Origin of the sequence: Erythrobacter sp., assembly GCF_023653175.1 — a bacterium.
In the GTDB taxonomy this organism is placed as follows: Bacteria; Pseudomonadota; Alphaproteobacteria; order Sphingomonadales; family Sphingomonadaceae; genus Erythrobacter.
Window position 1 is genome coordinate 1 of record NZ_JAMNXL010000071.1, and the last position, 17,043, is coordinate 17,043.

Annotated in this window: 10 protein-coding genes and 1 pseudogene; 5 read left to right on the forward strand and 6 right to left on the reverse strand. The window is 67.7% G+C overall.

The features are described 5' to 3' along the window. Positions 1–762, reverse strand: a 762-nt coding sequence (locus NBV68_RS09600; protein WP_296309206.1) for an aldehyde dehydrogenase family protein, incomplete at its 3' end; no start/stop codon positions are given. A 148-nt stretch (positions 763–910) separates the two neighbouring features. On the opposite strand from NBV68_RS09600, the gene NBV68_RS09605 reads away from it, so the two are divergent. Genes NBV68_RS09605 through NBV68_RS09615 form a run of 3 tightly spaced genes read left to right on the forward strand, consistent with a single transcriptional unit; the run spans position 911 to position 5,293 of the window. Continuing rightward, the gene (locus tag NBV68_RS09605) at positions 911–2,284 is read left to right on the forward strand and encodes a sugar porter family MFS transporter (protein ID WP_296309222.1); all 1,374 of its coding nucleotides are present in this window, start codon (positions 911–913) and stop codon (positions 2,282–2,284) included. Positions 2,285–2,309: 25 nt separating this feature from the next. Further along, positions 2,310–3,833, forward strand: a complete 1,524-nt coding sequence (locus NBV68_RS09610; RefSeq protein ID WP_366067992.1) for a tryptophan halogenase family protein — start codon at positions 2,310–2,312, stop codon at positions 3,831–3,833. Beyond that, positions 3,830–5,293 carry a tryptophan 7-halogenase gene (locus NBV68_RS09615; protein WP_296309208.1) on the forward strand — a complete coding sequence of 488 codons (1,464 nt, stop codon included), beginning with the start codon at positions 3,830–3,832 and terminating at the stop codon, positions 5,291–5,293. Before NBV68_RS09610 ends, NBV68_RS09615 begins: the two co-directional genes overlap by 4 nt. Here the strand turns inward: NBV68_RS09615 and NBV68_RS09620 are convergent. The 3 genes from NBV68_RS09620 to NBV68_RS09630 are packed head-to-tail and all read right to left on the reverse strand — an operon-like array spanning position 5,274 to position 9,375. After that, the gene (locus NBV68_RS09620) at positions 5,274–6,287 is read right to left on the reverse strand and encodes a cupin-like domain-containing protein (RefSeq protein ID WP_296309210.1); all 1,014 of its coding nucleotides are present in this window, start codon (positions 6,285–6,287) and stop codon (positions 5,274–5,276) included. The genes NBV68_RS09615 and NBV68_RS09620 overlap by 20 nt on opposite strands. Continuing rightward, complete coding sequence (locus NBV68_RS09625; protein ID WP_296309211.1) at positions 6,284–7,819, reverse strand: tryptophan halogenase family protein; 1,536 nt, start codon at positions 7,817–7,819, stop codon at positions 6,284–6,286. The genes NBV68_RS09620 and NBV68_RS09625 overlap by 4 nt, the downstream gene beginning before the upstream one ends. Then, on the reverse strand, positions 7,816–9,375 hold the full coding sequence (locus tag NBV68_RS09630) for a tryptophan halogenase family protein (protein ID WP_296309214.1): 1,560 nt from the start codon (positions 9,373–9,375) through the stop codon (positions 7,816–7,818). The genes NBV68_RS09625 and NBV68_RS09630 overlap by 4 nt, the downstream gene beginning before the upstream one ends. 167 nt (positions 9,376–9,542) lie before the next feature. On the opposite strand from NBV68_RS09630, the gene NBV68_RS09635 reads away from it, so the two are divergent. Continuing rightward, positions 9,543–12,917: a TonB-dependent receptor gene (locus NBV68_RS09635; RefSeq protein WP_296309216.1), complete on the forward strand. Its 3,375-nt coding sequence runs from the start codon at positions 9,543–9,545 to the stop codon at positions 12,915–12,917. Between the two features lie 158 nt (positions 12,918–13,075). On the opposite strand, the gene NBV68_RS09640 is transcribed toward NBV68_RS09635, so the two are convergent. Together NBV68_RS09640 and NBV68_RS09645 are read right to left on the reverse strand one after the other, a co-directional pair. Continuing rightward, positions 13,076–14,284, reverse strand: coding sequence for an endo-1,4-beta-xylanase (locus tag NBV68_RS09640; RefSeq protein ID WP_296309218.1), 1,209 nt, complete (start codon positions 14,282–14,284; stop codon positions 13,076–13,078). Continuing rightward, a complete protein-coding gene (locus NBV68_RS09645) occupies positions 14,281–16,701 on the reverse strand; it encodes a glycoside hydrolase family 3 N-terminal domain-containing protein (RefSeq protein ID WP_296309220.1) in 2,421 nt (806 codons plus the stop codon). Before NBV68_RS09645 ends, NBV68_RS09640 begins: the two co-directional genes overlap by 4 nt. 61 nt (positions 16,702–16,762) lie before the next feature. Between NBV68_RS09645 and NBV68_RS09650 the strand changes: the two are divergent. Continuing rightward, a pseudogene (locus tag NBV68_RS09650) lies at positions 16,763–17,043 on the forward strand (hypothetical protein); the annotation flags it as partial.

Sequence of the window (17,043 nt, forward strand, 5' to 3'; positions counted from 1 at the left end):
GGCGGCGTGGCCCATCAGTGCGAGGCCCCCGGCGCGCGAGCCGGTGAAGCCGACGGCGGCGATGCGCGGGTCCTTCACCAGCGCCTCACCCAATGCGTTGGCGGTGCCGTTCACGAGGCTGAACACGCCCTCGGGCAGCCCTGCCTCGCGGATGGCTTCGAGGATCGCGCCTGCGACCAGTTCGGAAGTGCCTGGGTGCGCCGGGTGGCCCTTGACCACCACGCAGCACCCCGCCGCCAGCGCCGAGGCGGTGTCCCCGCCCGCGACCGAGAAGGCGAGCGGGAAGTTCGACGCGCCGAACACAGCCACGGGGCCTACGGGCACGTTGCGCATCCTGAGATCGGGCTTGGGCAGCGGGGCGCGGTCGGGAATCGCGTGATCGATGCGCAGGCCCTGCCAGCCGCCGTTCTCCACCTCATCGGCAAACAGGCGCAGCTGGCCGACGGTGCGTCCGCGTTCGCCATTGAGGCGCGCTTCGGGCAGGCCGCTTTCGAGCATAGCGCGCCGCGTGAGGCTATTGCCGAGCGCGTCGATCTTGGCGGCGACCAGCCGCAGGAAGGCGGCGCGTTCCGAGAGGGGAAGGGCGGCGTAGGTGCCTTGTGCCGCCGCCGCCGCCGCACAGGCATCAGCGACGTCATCGGCAGAGCTTTCCGCAAACGCAGGCTCCAGCGCATTCCCGCTGGCGGCCTCGCGCGCGATGAAGTGGCTTGCGCCTTCGCGCCATGCGCCCGCGATCAGGTTCCGGCCGGTCAGTGTCATCATTCTCTCCCGCGTGCATTGCGAATCTCTTGTGAAAACGCCCCTTGCCATAGCGCGTTTTTCGGTCAAAGGTAGCGCTACCATAACTGGTGCGGGTTGCAACAAGCAGCCGGGGAGAGGGATCTTGGATAATGCACGGGGCGGCGCCAACATGGCGCTGATTTCCGCCATCGTGGCTGTCGCGACGATTGGCGGGTTGTTGTTCGGCTATGATAGCGGGGCGGTGAACGGGACGCAGGCGGGGCTCAAGGAAGCCTTCGCGCTCGACGATGCGGGGCTGGGCTTCACGGTGGGCTCGCTGCTGATCGGCTGTGCGGCGGGCGCTTTTCTCGCAGGCCGCCTTGCCGATGCGCTGGGTCGCAAGCGCGTGATGGTGATCGCCGCGTTGCTGTTTCTCGTCGGCGCTATCGTGCAGGGTGAGACCGACAGCCACATGCTGTTCGTGATCGCGCGCTTTGCGGGCGGCATGGCCGTCGGCGCGGCCTCGGTGCTTTCACCGCTTTACATCTCCGAAGTTGCCCCGGCCAATATCCGCGGGCGGCTGACCACGGTGCAGCAGGTGATGATCATCACCGGGCTGACGGCGGCCTTCCTCGTCAACTATTTCCTCGCGCAGGCTGCGGGCGATTCGCTTGGCGAGGTGGGCGGCCTACCCGCATGGCGCTGGATGTATCTTGCGCAGGCCGCGCCCGCGGCGGTGTTCCTGGTCGCGCTGCTGTTCATACCCGAAAGCCCGCGCTACCTCGTCAACCGCGGCCGCGAGGACGAGGCCCGCGCCGTTCTGACCCGCCTGTTCGGAGCCGCAGAGGCGGAGCGCAAGGTCGGCGAGATCCGCGCTTCCTTCGATGGCGACCACCGCCCAAGCCTGTCGGACGTGCTTGCGCCGGGCACGATTTTCCGCCCGATCGTGTGGGCCGGCATCCTGCTGGCGACCTTCCAGCAGTTCGTCGGCATCAACGTGATCTTCTACTACGGCGAGACCCTGTGGCGGCTGGCGGGCGTGTCCGAGGAAGTGGCGCTCGAGCGCAATATCATCTCGGGCCTCGCCTCGATTGCGGCAGTGCTCGCGGCGCTGGTGCTGATTGACCGGATCGGCCGCAAGCCGCTGCTGCTGATCGGCTCGGCGGGCATGGCGGCGACGCTGGGCGCGATGACCTGGGCCTTTTCGGGTGCGGGCACCGATGCGGCAGGCAACCTCTCGCTCAGCGAAAGCGCCGGCTGGATCGCGCTGGTCGCGGCCAACCTCTATGTCATCTTCTTCAACTTCAGCTGGGGCCCGGTGATGTGGGTGATGCTGGGCGAGATGTTCCCCAACCAGATCCGCGGGTCCGCGCTGGCGGTGGCGGGTCTGGCGCAGTGGGGCGCGAACTTCCTCGTGGTGCAGACCTTCCCCCTCATGGCGTCGGGGCTGGGCCTTGCGCCGACCTACCTGTTCTACACGGTGAGCGCGGCGATCAGCTTCTTCCTGGTCCAGCGTTTCATCGTCGAAACCAAGGGCAAGGAGCTCGAGGAGATGGTCGGCTGACCCTTGCGGTGGTAGCGTGGAGGCCATGATGTCAGACCCACAGAGCCCCGTGCGTGTCGTCGTCCTCGGCGGCGGCACTGCCGGGTGGATGACGGCAGCCGGGATCGCCAAGCTGCTCCCCGGCATCGCATCCGTGCAGTTGGTCGAGAGCGAGGAGATCGGCATCGTCGGGGTGGGGGAGGCGACGCTTCCCCACATCCGCGGCTTTGTCGAAAAGCTCGGGATCGACGAGGCGGCCTTCATGAAGGCGACCCACGCGACCTACAAGCTGGGGATCGACTTCCGCGACTTCGGCCGGATCGGGGAAAGCTACATTCACCCCTTCGGCTCCTTCGGCGAGGAGGTGGCAGGGGTCGGCTTTCACCACTGGTGGCTCGAGCTGTCGCGTCACGGCATGGCGCGCGAGATCGGCGACTATTCGCTCGCGGTCGCCGCCGCCAAGGCCAACCGCTTCCGCCCGCCCTCGCAGGACGACAGCCTCGCCTCGACCTATGGCTATGCCTACCAGTTCGATGCGACGCTGTTCGGCCCCTTCATGCGTGATTTCGCACGCGGGATCGGGGTGGAGCGGCACGAGGGCCGTGTCGTCGGTGTCGAGCGCGATGCGCTCAGTGGCGATGTCGTTGCCCTGGCGCTGGCCGATGGTCGGCGGATCATGGGCGATCTGTTCGTCGACTGCTCGGGCTTCCGCTCGATCCTGCTCGGGCAGGAGCTGGGCGAGGCATGGGAGGACTGGACGCACTGGCTCCCCTGCGACCGCGCAGCGGCGATGCCCTGCACCCATGCGACCGAGGACCTGCGCCCCTACACCACCGCAACCGCCATGCCCGCCGGGTGGCGCTGGCAGATCCCGCTCCAGCACCGCATGGGCAACGGCTACGTCTTCTCAAGCGCGCACATCTCCGAGGAGCAGGCCTGCGAGGCGATCATCGCCAGTGCCGAGGGCACGCCGCTTGCGACCCCGCGCATCCTCAAGTTCCGCCCCGGCCGGCGGTCGCGATCGTGGAGCCACAATGTCATCGGCGTGGGGCTGGCGAGCGGGTTCCTCGAGCCGCTTGAATCGACGTCGATTTATCTCGCGCAAATGGCGATAACCTATCTGATCGAGCTGTTCCCCACCGGGGGCGCCGTCGACCCGCGCGACCGCGACGAGTTCAACCGGCTGGTCGACATGGAATACGACCGCGTGCGCGACTTCCTGATCCTCCATTACCACGCCACCACCCGCGACGATTCCGAGTTCTGGAACCATGTGCGCACCATGCAGGTGCCGGACAGCCTCGCAGGCAAGCTCGAGCTGTGGCGCCGCGCGGCCAGGATCGAGAAGTATTCCGATGGGCTGTTTTACGATGCCAGCTGGATCGCGGTCTATGTCGGGCAGGGGATGCTGCCCGAGGCGCATGATCCGCGCGCAGGCATGATCGCGGCGGACGCCTTGGCACGCGCCACCGAGCGGCTGCGCATGGCGGTGACGGGCGAGGTTGCGGCCATGCCCGGCCACCGCGACTACCTGATGCGCGAAGCCGCGCGGCTTGCCGAGGCGGCGTGAGCGCTCCGCGCGAGCCCTTGCGCCGAATTGTCGTCGCAGGCGGCGGGCAGCTCGGCATTCTCGCCGCCATCGCCCTGCGCCGCGCATGCCCCGCGTGCGAGGTGGTGGTCGTGGGCGGCGACCCCGGCCCCGCCTCCTTCGCCGATGCCTCGCCTACCGCGATGCCCTTCACCAACAAGCTGCATGACCGGCTGGGGATCGCCGAAGAGCAGATCGTCGCTCGCGCGGGCGGCTCCTACCGCCTTGTCGCGCGATATGCGGGCTGGGACGCCGCGGGGCAGGGCGGGGTGGTCGCTTATGGCGAGGCGCTCGACCCCGCGCTCAAGACCGCCTTCGCGCGCGACTGGGGCAAGGTGCGGCTGCCGGGCGCGGGCGCGCCGCCTGCGGGAAGCCTTGCCGAAGTGCTCGCCGCCGCGGGCCGCTTCGCGCCGCCCCCGCCGGGCGAGCCGACCCCGATATCCTCGGTGGACTATGCCCTGCGCTGGCACCCGGCCGCCTACCGCGATCTGCTGATCGCCGCCGCCGAGGCGCTGGGCGTGGGCTATGTCGCTGGCACCATCGACCGCATCGAGGCAGGAGAGGGAGACGCCATCCGCGCCGTCGGCATTGCGGGGCAGGGCGAGATCGCGGCGGATTTCTTCCTCGATTGCACCGGGCCGCAGGCGGCGCTCCTCGCCGCGCACCCGCGTTTCGCCTTCACCGACTGGTCGGCGAGCCTGCCGACCCGCCACGTCTATATCGGCGAGCCGACCGCGCCGCTGATCGCGCTCGAAGACCGCCTGACGCTCACCCGCTCCGGCTGGGTCAGCGAGGTCGCGGGGCTCGACGGGCGGCGCCCCATGCTCGGCACGCCCGCGCCGCTCGCCCGCGCCGAGGCCGAGGCGCTGCTGGGCGCGCGGGCGCTGGGGGCGGTGGCGCTGACGCCGGGGCGGGCAGAGGCGCCGTGGCTCGGCAATGTCGTCGCGCTCGGCGATGCGGCGGCGCGGTTCGAGCCTTTGGGGCCGCTCCACCTCGACCTCGCCCACCGCCAGCTCGCGCTGCTGATCGAGATGCTGCCGGGCCGCGACATCAACCCGCTGGAGCGCGACGAATACAACCGCCGCTCGGTGATGATGATGGAGGGGGTGCACGAGGTGCTCGCGCTGCATTTCGCCAGCATCCGGGCGCAAGCCGTGTTCGGCGCTCGGCCGCTCCCCGGCCGGCTCGCTGCCGTCATCGACCAGTTCGCGCGGCGCGGCCGCATCCCGTTTCGCGAGGAGCTGCCGCTCCTGTCGCAGGAGCAGTTCGCCCTGCTCGTCGCGCTCGGCTGGACGCCCGGTCTGCCGCCCGCTGCACTGGCTGCCGATGCTGCGGAGGAAGCCCGCGCCCGCGCTGCCTTCGCGGCCGAGGCCGAGGCCGCACTCGCCTTTGCGCCGCCCTACGACCAGTGGCTCGCGCGCGTCAGAGCGAATCCCGGATAATCTCCTTCATCTGCGCGAACAGCGAAGGCGAGGGAGGCCCGATCACCCCCTTGGCATGGGGCGGCAGGTGTGCCGAGGGATCGCCCGCGCTCTCGAACACGTAATAGTCGATGATCCCGCGCCACACCGCTTTCTGTTCGGGCGGCAAGTGGCGGAAGGCGAGTATAGCGTGGAGCAGCGCCTCGTAGGGGCTGCCGATCCCCTGGGGCTGGCCGGGGGTCCACCAGTAATTGACCAGCATGCTGATGGGCGAAAGGCTCTCGACCGCGTGCCACCAGCCGTAGGGGATGTAGATTGCATCCCCCGGCTGGAGCGTCCCCACCTGCGCATCGCGCGCGGCCTCGGCAAAGCGCGGGTAGCGCGCGAGATCGGGCGCGTGGGGATCGACCATGCTCACCGGAATGCCTGCCGGGGTGAGCTCGAAGGGGCCGGGATAGAGGTTGACTATATGCTCGGGCGGAAACAGCGTGAATCGCCGCTCGCCCGCCACGCAAGCCGCGACATTCTCCTTGGCGTCGTAATGCGTGCCGACCTTGATGCGGTTGCCGATCCAGATCTTCGCGGGCACGTCGGGCAGCAGCGCGAGCCGGTTGTCGCGCACGAATGCCGGCAGCAGGCTCGGCAAGTCCTCCGATTGCACCGCCATCGCGGGCGGCTGGGGATGGGTGGCGGCGCTGAACAGGTCCTTGAGGAACAGCTCGAACCGCCCGCTCCCGCGCATGAAATTGAGCCGCATCAGGTCGGGCGTATAGAAGAACCTCCCGCCTTCCGAGGGCGGGGCGGCGATCGCCTGAACCGGGCGGACGGAGGGTTCGCGACTGAGATAGGCGACAATCGCCTCGTCGCCCGCGCGCGCGGCGGCAACCGCGGGCCAGTCCGCCACCTGCCCGCGCAGCACCACGGGCTGGGCGCCTGCGCGGATCGCGGCAAAGCGCGCGTCGTCGACGGGGCCGGCCATTTCCGCCGTCGCGCGCGGGGCGGGGAGATCGGTCATGCAGTGAGGTAGTCTTCGGCCGGGATCGCCCCGCCATTGGCGCGCAGGAATTCGGCCTGCGTCGGCAATTGCGTCACGGTCTGCGCAATCGCGCTACGGATATGCGCGAGCCGGGTGCGGGTCTCGGCCGGATCGAGCATCCACGCCGCCGGATGGTAGCCCTGCGGCGCGACGCCCTGCGAGAGCATCACCGACAGCCAGCTGTCTTCGGTGAAAAGCTCGTTGTTCTCGCGGATGATCCGTCCGGAGGATGTAAACAATTCGAGCTTTTCCTTCAGGCTGTCGGGCGGGGGGAGATTGCGGCAATAGCGCCAGAATTCCGAATCGTCGCGCTCGGACTGGCGGTAGTGGAGCACGAGGAAATCGCGGATGTTGCGGTATTCGCGTTCCGTCTCGAGGTTGAAGCGTTCGCGCTCCACCGGCGAGAAGCCCGTGTCGGGAAACAGCGCCATCAGCCGCGCGATGCCCGATTGCACCAGATGGATCGAGGTCGATTCGAGCGGTTCGAGGAAGCCCCCGGCAAGCCCCAGCGCCACCACGTTCTTCTCCCAGCCCCGCGCCCGGTGCCCGGCCTTGAAGGCCAGCTGGTTGGGCTGGGCGAGCGGCTTGCCGTCGAGGTTCGCCAGCAGCAGATCGGTCGCCGCCTGACGTTCGATATGGGCGGACGAAAAGACATGCCCGTTGCCGATGCGGTGCTGGAGCGGGATGCGCCACTGCCATCCGGCGGGGCGGGCCGTGGAGCGGGTGAGCGGTTCGTTCGCGCCGCCCAGCTCGCAGGGGATCGCGACCGCCGAATCGCAGGGGAGCCACTTGCTCCAGTCGGCGAAGGGCACGCCCAGCGTCTGCCCCAGCAGGAGTGATCGGAAGCCCGAGCAGTCGATGAACAGCTCGCCAGTCACCGCGCGCCCGTCTTCGAGCGCCACGGCGGTGACGAAGCCGGTCTCGCCATCCTGCCGCACCTCGGTGATCCGCCCTTCGACGCGCACCGCGCCCGCGCTTTCCGCATAGCGCCTGAGGAAGCGCGCATAGCGGCCCGCGTCGAACTGGAAGGCGTAGGCCAGCTTCGACAGCGGCGAACGCGGGTTGTCAGGGCGCGGCCAGCCGAACCGGCCCGCCTTGGCCGCCACCGCCGCGACAGAATAGTCGTCGATTCGCGCAGCCTCGCCCAGCTGTGCCCCGCGCAGGAAGAAGTGCTGGAACTCGATCCCCAGCATGTTGAGACCGAAGCTGCCGAAGGGGTGGACGTAGGAATGTCCCGGCCGCAGCCAGTCGACGAATTCGATGCCCAGCTTGTAGGTCGCGCGGGTCTCGCGAATGAAGGTCATCTCGTCGAGGCCGAGCAGGCGGTTGAAGTCGATGATCTGCGGGATCGTCGCCTCGCCCACGCCGACCGTGCCGATCGCCTCGCTTTCGACGAGCGTCACCGACAGGCCCGGCAGCTGGCCGAGCACGCGGACGATCGCGGCCGCCGTCATCCACCCGGCAGTGCCCCCGCCGACGACGACAATCCTGGTGACCGGCGGCGCACTCATGCGACCACGGCCTGAGGGGCCACGTGCCAGCTTCCCGATTGCCGCAGGAAATCGCCAAGCGCGGGCAGGCGCGCGGCGACATCGGCATAGGCGGCGCGCATCTGCGCCATGGCCGCGGCGACCTTGGCCTCGTCGAGCGTGTCGGCGATCGGATCATGGCGTTCGGGCCAGATGTTCTGCCCCAGCATCACCGCCACCCAACTCGGCTGCGCGAAGAGCTCGGCGTTCTCGCGGAATACCCGGCCGCGGTGGCGCCACATGTCGATCTTGTGGGCGAGGCTGTCGGGTATGCTCATATGCTGCACATAGCGCCAGAACTCCGAATCCTCGCGCTGCGTCGCCTTGTAATGGAGAATGATGAAGTCGCGCACGTCCGCGTATAGGTCATGCATCCCGCGGTTGTATTCATCGCGCTCGGCGGCGCGGATCGGCAGGTCGGGGAACAGCGCGAAGAGGCGTTGCAGCCCGTTCTGGATGAGGTGGATCGAGGTCGATTCGAGTGGCTCGATGAAGCCTGAGGACAGCCCCAGCGCCACGACATTGTGGTTCCACGCCTTGCGCCGCATGCCGGTGAGGAAGCGAATCGCCCGAGGTTCGGCGAGCGGCTCGGTTTCCAGATGCGCCAGCAGGATGGCGCGTGCCTCGTCCTCGCCCATGAAGGCGCTCGAATAGACATGGCCGTTGCCGGTGCGGTGCTGGAGCGGGATGCGCCATTGCCAACCGGCGGAGTGGGCGGTGGCGCGAGTAAAGGGATCGGGCGGGCCGGGCGAGCGAGTCGGCACCGCGAGCGCGCGGTTCATGGGGAGCCAGCGGCTCCAGTCCTCGTAACCGGTTTCCAGCGCCTCCTCGATCAGCAGCCCGCGGAAGCCCGAGCAGTCGATGAACAGGTCGCCGGCGATGGCCGTACCGTTCTCCAAGGTGACGCTGGTAACATCGCCGGATTCGCCGTCGCGGGTGACGTGGGTGATCTGACCCTCGATGCGCGTGACGCCCTGGCGTTCGGACAGGCGGCGCAGGTAGGCAGCGTAGAGGCCGGCGTCGAAGTGATAGGCATAGGCGATTTCGCGCACCGCCGACTGGGCCCCTGCTGCGGGCCGAGCGAATCGCCCCTGGCGTGCGGCGGCGGTGCACATCGAATAGTCGCCGATATCGCCAGCGCCGCCGAGGCCCGAGCGCGCATGCTCGCGCAGCCACAGCTGGTGGAAGGCGATGCCGTGGAGGTCCTGGCCATAGGTGCCGAAGGGATGGAAGTAACGATCGCGCTGCCGCCCCCAATTGACGAATTCGATCCCCAGCTTGGCGGTGCCGCGCGTCTCGCGCAGGAATTCATCCTCGGGAATGTCGAGCATCGCGTTGAACGAGCGGATCGGCGGGATTGTCGCCTCGCCCACGCCGACCGTGCCGATGGCATCGGATTCGATCAGGGTGATCGTCCGGCGACCATCGTTGAAGAAGCGCGAGAGCGCCGCAGCCGCCATCCATCCGGCGGTGCCGCCGCCGACGATCACGACCCGCGCAAGGCGGCCCGCGTTACCGATACCATTGCTCTTTCTCATCCCGTTCCGATCCTATCGCAGCGGGGCGTTGTTGGCAAATTGCCACACTTCCCCTGCAAAAATGCGAAGACCTATTGTCAAGCCGCCCGAGCCTCGATAATCCAAGCTCCCACAAGAGGGCAAGCTATCTGCGAATAAATGATAGCGCTAACATGGGGAGGGATCTTATGCGCACTTCGATGCAGCCGCGTGGCGTTGGGGCCGGTGGCCGCCAGCCGTGGTACAAGAGCTTGTTGCGCGCCGGGGCTTCGGCTCTCGTCGTCAGCAGCGCAATCGGCGCCAGTGCCGCTTTCGCGCAGGACCAGGCTGAGGCCGAACCCGAAGCGCAGGACACCGTCGCAGCCGAAGAGCCTGCCACCGAGATTATCGTCAGCGGTTTGCGCCAGTCGCTCGCCAATGCGCAGGCCTTGAAGCGTGATGCCGACACCGTGGTCGATGCGATTACGGCGCAGGATATCGGCGCGCTGCCCGACCGCTCGGTCACCGAAGCGCTCCAGCGCGTCCCCGGTGTCGCGATCAACCGCTTTGCCGGCTCGAACGACCCCGACCACTTCTCGGTCGAAGGCTCGGGCGTGGTGGTGCGCGGCCTCAATTTCGTGCGCTCCGAATTCAACGGCCGCTCGGCCTTTGCCGCCGGTGTCGGCGGCCAGGCGCTGAACTTCGCCGACGTCCCGGCCGAACTGCTCGGATCGGTGATCATCAGCAAGAACGCCACCGCCGAGACCATCGAGGGCGGCCTGGCGGGCACCGTCAATCTCGTCACCCGCAAGCCCTTCGACAGCAATGGCTTCAAGGCGGCCTTCACTGCCGAAGCGAACTATGGCGACTTCCGCAAGGAATGGACGCCGACCCTGTCGGGCCTGGTCAGCAACACCTGGGACACCGACAAGGGGCGTTTCGGCCTGCTGGCGAGCGCCTCCTTTTCGCGCATCAAGAGCCGCGCGGACGGGCTTCAGGTTGCCAACTACCAGACCCGTGACGGACGACTGGTCAGCGCCGCCAACGCTGATGGCGTGCGCGTCTGCCGCAATCCGCTGCCGGGCACGACCGACACCTTCACGCTGCCCGGTGGCGGGGCGCAGTGCGGCAACTTCGGCGCGGCCGGTGCCGATGGCTTTGCCGACTATGCCGCCAGCCGCGTGGCCCCGGTGGGCGGCCAGTTCCGCACCCAGGAATTCGACCGCGAGCGCTTCGGGATCGCGGCTTCGGCGCAGTTCGAATCGATCGACGGCAAGACCCTGATCACCGCCGAATTCATTCGCTCGGCCTCGACCAATGCGTGGGGCGAATACACCTTCGAGACCGCGCCCGACCTCGCCGAATACTCGACCTATCCGCTCGGCTGCCAGCAGAACGATGCCGGGCCCAACCGGATCAACCCCGATGGCAGCCTGGGCGATCCGACCCCGCGTGCGCAGTGCCCGGTGGGCGGGTTCACCGACTACATCTACAACGAAAGCGGGTTGTTCCAGTCCGGCTACATCGTCAACGCCTCGAATGGTTGGCGCGGCGATCCGAACGCGTCGCCCTTCACGCCGATCGGGGGCTTGCAGCAATCGCTTGCCCGTCGTCAGGTCAACGACGAGGTCACCAACGAGGACTGGTCGATCAACCTGCGCACCGAACTGACCGACCGCCTTACGGTCGAGCTCGACGCGCAATATGCGACCTCGCGCAAGCAGAACCTCGACTTCAGCGTGTTCGGGTCTTCCTTCGCCGACCAGGAGCTCGACATCTCGGGCGATCTGCCGGTGATCATCCCGCGCAAGCCGCAGTTCCTCGGCTACACCTGGTCCACCCCGGGCGCCGATCTCGCAGGGGCGACCGAGGCGCAGTACTTCGGCGATCCGCGCTTCCAGTTCTGGCGCGCGGCGATGGATCACATCGAGGATTCGACCGGCACGCAATATGCCTTCCAGGCCGACTTCGGCTATGAGTTCGATGACGATGCCTTCCTGCGGAAAGCCAAGTGGGGCGCGCGTTATCAGGACCGTGACCAGACGGTGCGCTACACCACCTATAACTGGGGGATGCTGAGCGAGACGTGGTCGGGCAGCCGTCCGGTCAACTTCGCCGATACGCCCGCGGATCTTTCGCAGCGCTATGATTTCCCGAACTTCTTCCGCGGCAAGGTGCCGGGCCCTCCGGGCGCGTTCTACTATGCCGGCGACCTGATTGGCGATTACGAAGGCGCTGTTGCCGACTTCCAGTCGATCCAGAACCAGGCCCGCGCTCTCGGCGCCTCGCCGACCTGGGTTCCGGCTTCGGGACGCCAGAACGCGATTGCCGGAACGCCTTACCTTCCGGCGGAAATCCAGCCGATCGCGCAGCAGGATACGGCCGCCTATCTGCAGCTCGATTTCGGCAGCGACGACCTGTTTGGCGGGGTGCGCCTGTCGGGCAATGTCGGGATCCGTTACGTCAATACCAGCATCCGCTCGCAAGGCTCGATCGGCGTGCCGAGCCAGCAGGCGTTGAACATCCTCGAACCCTTCGCGGTGCGCTGCGCCGCGGTGGTGCCGCCGGGTGCGCCTCCGGGCACGCTGCCGCAGACGCCGGGCGGGGTCTGCAACCTCGGAGCGGCGGGCTATGCCCAGCTCCAGACATTCTCGGGTGATGGCGTATCGTTCCTCAACGTCGCCGATGTCAGCTACGATTTCTGGCTGCCGAGCCTCAACCTCAAGTTCGGCCTCTCGGACGACGTGATCCTGCGCTTTGCTGGATCGAAGGTGATGACCCGTCCCGACAACTCCTATGTCAGGAACTTCCTGAACATCGGTCTGGGGTCGAGCGGCGAGCTGACGGCAGAAGCGGGCAACCCCTTCATCCGTCCGGCCACCGCATGGCAGTTCGACGTCAGCCTCGAATGGTACTTCGATACGGTCGGCTCGCTGACGCTCAACGGGTTCTACAAGGACATCAACGACTTCTTCTTCCAGGAGATCACCAGCCGTGAAGTTACCAGCAATGGTATCACGCGTGACGTGCTGGTGCGGGGCCCTGCCAACTTCGACGAGAACGGCAAGATCAAGGGCTTCGAGCTTGCCTATCAGCAGACCTATGATTTCCTGCCCAAGCCGTTCGACGGGCTGGGGATTGCGGCCAACTACACCTATATCGAGAGCGAGGGCCTGCCCAACACCTTCCTCAACACGGGTGAGCCGGTCAATCCGTCGACCATCCCGCCGGGCAACCTGCCGCTCGAGCAGCTTTCCAAGCACAACGTCAACGCGACGATCTTCTACGAGAAGGGCCCGGTCTCGGTGCGTGCCGCCTATAACTGGCGCTCGCGCTTCCTGCTCACCCCGGCCGACGTGATCTTCCCGTTCTACTCGATCTTCAACGAGGCGACCGGGCAGCTCGATGCGTCGATCTTCTTCAACGTCACGAAGAGCATCCGGGTCGGCGTGCAGGGGGTCAACCTGCTGGACGAGGTGACCCGGACGACGCAGGCCTACACCGGCGATCCTTCGGTGCTGGCCCCCCGTTCGTTCTTCATGAACGACCGGCGCTTCTCCTTCATCGTGCGCGGTAACTTCTAAACGCCCGCGCGGGTCCTAACGGCTCCCCAGGGAAAGGGCCCCCCGGCACAATGCTGGGGGGCCCTTTTCGTTTGGGCGTTGGCCAAGCCCAGGGGCGGGCACAAAAAAAGGGCCCGGGCATCGGTGCCCGGGCCGCGAGGGTTCCGTCGGCGAGAGGATCAGCCGGCGGCGCTAAAGACGTTGGCCAGCGCGGTGCGCAGCGGCTTGGCGCGGTAGGTGCTGTCATAGGGCGTGCCGCGCACCTCGAGCCCGTCGGCGCGCTTGGCAGGATCGAACCCTTGCAACCAGTTGAAGCGGTCGACCATCCCCCAGGCGAGCACATCGTCGAGGTGCGCGCCGTAATCGAGCATCACCTCGAAATAGCGCCGCGCGAAATCGGCGACCTTCTCGTCGCGCTGGGCGATATTGCCGGGGAGCGCCTTGTCCTTGACGTCGAATTCGGTGATCAGCAGCCGGTATCCCATGCCGGTGACCTCGTCGAGGAACCGCCGCCATTCGCGTTCGGCATAGGGGCCGACGCCGGTCGCGGGGTCGATCGCAAAGATCTCGATATGCGACTGGATCCCCAGCGCATCGACCGGCGTGCCGCGCTTCCTGAACCCCTCGAGCAGACGCAGCACATCGGCGCAGTGCTTGAGGTGCTGCGGTTCCCAGCTCATGTAATCGTTGTAGACGAGCTGTTCGTTCGGCAGCTCGGCGCGCGCGGTGTGGAAGGCGAGGTCGAGCACCGCCTCGGGGCTGCCCATCGCGCGGGAGAGGCTGGTCTCGATGGTGGCGTTGCGATCATGGTCGATCGCCTCGTTCACCACATCGTAGCTCTGGATCACGCCCTTGTAGCGGCGGGTGACGGTCTGGATGTGCTCGGTCAGCAGCCGCTCGGCCTCGCGCACCGGGGTCGCGCCGAAGTCGTAGGTGTTGAGCCAGTTCGGGAACCACTGCGGGCGGTGCCACAGCAGGGTGTGGCCGCGTACCGCGATGGCGTTGGTCTGCGCCCAGCGGACGATCTCGTCCATCCGGTCGAAGCTGTAGACCGTGGGCGCGGGGCGCACCGCCTGCCACTTCATCTCGTTCTCGGGGACGACGATGCCGCATTCGCCCTTCACAATCGCGGTGTAGTCCGGGTTCTGCACGGAGCCGGCATTGGTGGTTCCGGGGATCGAGGCAATCGCGCTCCCGAACTTGCGGCCCCTGCGTGCAGCAAGCGCGTTTAGGCCCGGCGAGGGCGCGCCGGTGGGTGCGGGCGCGGGCGGATTCGTGCTGACGGGGGCAGGGGCGGGGTTGGTCGACCCGCCGCCGCAGCCGACCAGTGGCAGTGCGGCAAGCGTGGTTCCGATTGCGCCCAGCGCATCGCGGCGAGAGATGGTCACGGCTGCACCTCCAGCTTGACGGTCTGCAATTCGGCCGAGTTCGCGCCGGTCAGGATCGCGAAGGTGCCCGGTTCGGTGACGCGCTTCATCTCGGTGTTCCACATGGCGAAGGCGCGCGGTTCGATGGCAATCGCCACGTCGCGGGTCTCACCGGGCTGGAGCGTCACGCGCTTGAAGCCGACCAACTCCTTCACCGGACGGGTGACCGAACTGATCTCGTCGCGCAGATAGACCTGCACCACTTCGTCGCCCGCGCGGGTGCCGGTGTTGGTGACGCGCACCGTCACCGTCACGCCTTCGCCCGGCTTGATCGTGGCCGCCGAAAGCTGCGGCGCGGCAAGGCTGAAGGTGGTGTAGCTGAGGCCCCAGCCGAACGGGTAGAGCGGCGTCACCTCGTCGAACAGGTAGCCGCGCCGCGCGCTCGGCTTGTAATTGTAGAAGTTCGGCAGCTGGCCGACATTGCGCGCGGTCGAAACCGGCATCTTGCCGCCCGGGTTGACCTTGCCGATCAGCGCGTCGGCAATCGCGGTGCCCTGCTGCTCGCCCGCATACCAGGTCTCGAGGATCGCATCGGCCTCGGCGGCGATGGTCGGATAGCTCGGCGGGCGGCCGTTGATCAGCACCACCACGACCGGCTTGCCCAATGCCTTCATCGCCTTGAACAGATCATTCTGCTCGCCGACGAGGTCGAGGCTGGTGCGGTCGCCCAGGTGATTGGCGGCCCAGCCCTCGCGGCTGGTCTTCTCGGTATCGCCGATGAACAGGACGATGGTGTCCGCGCCCTTGGCGACCTCGACCGCTTCGGCGATGCGCTGGCGGTTCTCGGCCGGGTCGGCGAGCACCACCTTGTCGTCCCACCAGTCGCTGTCGCCGTCGATGATCTCGACGCCCAGCGCGTGGACGACGTTGGCCTTGCCCGCCACCGCCGCGCGGATGCCCTGCAGCGGGGTGACGCTGGCGCGCGGTTCGCCGTAATAGCCGCCGAAGCGCGCGACATCGGCATTTGGGCCGATCACCGCGATGGTCGGCTTCTTGCCCGAGGCGCCGCCGGGCAGGGCCAGCGGCAGCGCGCCGTTGTTCTTGAGCAGCACCAGCGAGCGCTCCGCCGCCTTCCTGGCGAGCGCGACGCCCTCGGCCCCGTTCGACTGGCGCGCCTTGGCGAGGTTGGGCCAGGGGTTCTCGAACAGCCCGGCGTTGAACTTCATGGTGAGCAGCCGCCGCACCGCATTGTCGATCTCGGCCATCGACACGCGGCCTTCCTTCACACTGGTCGCAAGCGTCTTGAAGCCCGCGCCCTCGGGCAGGTCGACATCGACGCCCGCCTTCAGCGCAATTTCGCCCGCCCCCGCGAAATCGGGGGCGATGTGGTGGATGCGGGCCATGTCCTCGATGGCGTAGTAGTCCGAGACCACCGCGCCCTCATACCCCCACTCGCCGCGCAGAACGTCCTGCAGCAGCCACTTGTTGGCGTGGCTCGGCACGCCGTCGATCTCGTTGTAGCTCGCCATCACCGCATCGATCGCAGTGCGGGTCACCACCTGTTCGAAGGGCGGGAAGAACATCTCGCGCAAGGTGCGTTCGCTGATCTGGGCGGGGGCGACGTTGTTGCCGCTCTCGGGCTGGCCGTGGCCGGTCATGTGCTTCAATGTCGCCATCACCTTGCCCGGCGCGAGCTTGCGGGTGGTGCCCACGCCCATCAGCCCCTCGACCGAGGCGACGCCCATCTCGCCGACCAGGAACGGATCCTCGCCGAAGGTTTCCTCGATCCGGCCCCAGCGCGGATCGCGGGCGACATCGACCACCGGGGAGAGCACCAGATGCACCCCGCGCGCCGAGGTCTCATCGGCGATCAGGGCGTTGATGTCGCGGATCAGGTCAGGGTCCCAGCTGCTCGCAAGCCCGATCGCCTGCGGGAAGGCGGTCGCGTCCTTGGCGGCGAGGCCGTGGAGCGATTCCTCGTGGAACAGGATCGGGATGCCGAGCCGGGTCCGCTCCATCGCCCACTTCTGCGCGGCGATGACGTAGGCGACCGATTCCTCGATGCTGCGCCGCCCGACCTGGCGCGGGCTCGAGGGCCCGCTGCGATCCGAAGGCCGGGCGATCTGGCCGATCCCGTCGGGATAGACGGTGGCCGCCTTGGCAGGGTCGAACACGTCGCCGGTGCTCTGGATCTTGCCCTTGCTGTCCCACACGGTGATGATCTGGGCGATCTTCTCTTCGAGCGTCATGCGGGCGAGAAGATCCTCGACGCGTTCTTCGACCGGCAGGGCGGCGTTCCAGTAGGGCGCGTCCTTCATCGCGCGTTCGACCTTGATGACAGCCGGCTTGCTCTGGGCCTGGACTGCTGGTGCCGCGACCACGCCAAACGCCGCCAGACACACCCCCGCCGCCAGCGCGGCCCGCTTGATCCCGTTCATCAGATGTCCCTCTCCCTGGGCACGACGGCTTGACTGGCCGCGTGTTTGTGGTAGCGCTACCATGATGAGAGGGAGAGGGCTTGTCAACCGGCTTGCGATGATCCTTGCTGCCATGCTGGCGGCAGCCCCCCTGCATGCCGAGGACGGCTATGCCCTGTGGCTGCGCCATGCGCCGCTGGAGGGCGAGGCGCTGGCGGACTTGCGCGCAGCCGCCCCGATCGTGCCCGTGATCGTTGGCGGGCCGGACAGCCCGACGCTCGCTATCGCCGAGGCCGAACTGCGCCGCGGGCTTGCCGGACTGCAGGGCTACGAGCGCCCGCGCCTGGCCGGCGATTCGGTCGA

Bases quoted from the DNA above. Each gene is read 5' to 3' on its own strand.
- NBV68_RS09620 (WP_296309210.1), bottom strand. From the start codon at position 6,287: ATGACCGATCTCCCCGCCCCGCGCGCGACGGCGGAAATGGCCGGCCCC.
- NBV68_RS09605 (WP_296309222.1), top strand. From the start codon at position 911: ATGGCGCTGATTTCCGCCATCGTGGCTGTCGCGACGATTGGCGGGTTG.
- NBV68_RS09630 (WP_296309214.1), bottom strand. From the start codon at position 9,375: ATGAGAAAGAGCAATGGTATCGGTAACGCGGGCCGCCTTGCGCGGGTC.
- NBV68_RS09645 (WP_296309220.1), bottom strand. From the start codon at position 16,701: ATGAACGGGATCAAGCGGGCCGCGCTGGCGGCGGGGGTGTGTCTGGCG.
- NBV68_RS09610 (WP_366067992.1), top strand. From the start codon at position 2,310: ATGATGTCAGACCCACAGAGCCCCGTGCGTGTCGTCGTCCTCGGCGGC.
- NBV68_RS09625 (WP_296309211.1), bottom strand. From the start codon at position 7,819: ATGAGTGCGCCGCCGGTCACCAGGATTGTCGTCGTCGGCGGGGGCACT.
- NBV68_RS09635 (WP_296309216.1), top strand. From the start codon at position 9,543: ATGCGCACTTCGATGCAGCCGCGTGGCGTTGGGGCCGGTGGCCGCCAG.